Source organism: Pseudomonas sp. S37 (assembly GCF_016658545.1).
In the GTDB taxonomy this organism is placed as follows: Bacteria; Pseudomonadota; Gammaproteobacteria; order Pseudomonadales; family Pseudomonadaceae; genus Aquipseudomonas.
Map to the genome: position 1 here is coordinate 1 of NZ_JACVZC010000251.1, position 283 is coordinate 283.

The 283-nt window shown below is 60.1% G+C and carries 1 protein-coding gene; it reads left to right on the forward strand.

What is annotated here, in order from left to right; all coding sequences use genetic code 11:
- Positions 1-283: immunoglobulin-like domain-containing protein (locus IAE39_RS29530; RefSeq protein WP_201207966.1), on the forward strand; the 283-nt coding region annotated here is incomplete at both ends.

Consider the following 283-nt stretch of genomic DNA (forward strand, 5'->3'; position numbering starts at 1 on the left):
CATCAATCAGGCTCTGGCCCACGACCTGGTCGTGACCCTGAGCAACAACGCTCAGGTCACGATCAAGGCCGGCGAAACCAGCGCGCCGTATGAGCACGCTGCGCAGGGTGATGACGTCTACAAAGACGCCGGCGAGATCACCGTGGGCATCAAGTCGGCGGTCGACGTTACCGGTGCAGCCTTCGAAAATCTGCAGCTGGGCGGCGATGCTTCGGTTCAAGTTACCGACACTATCGACGAAGTTGTAGCGAAACTGACCGCTACCCCTTCGGTGACCGAAGGC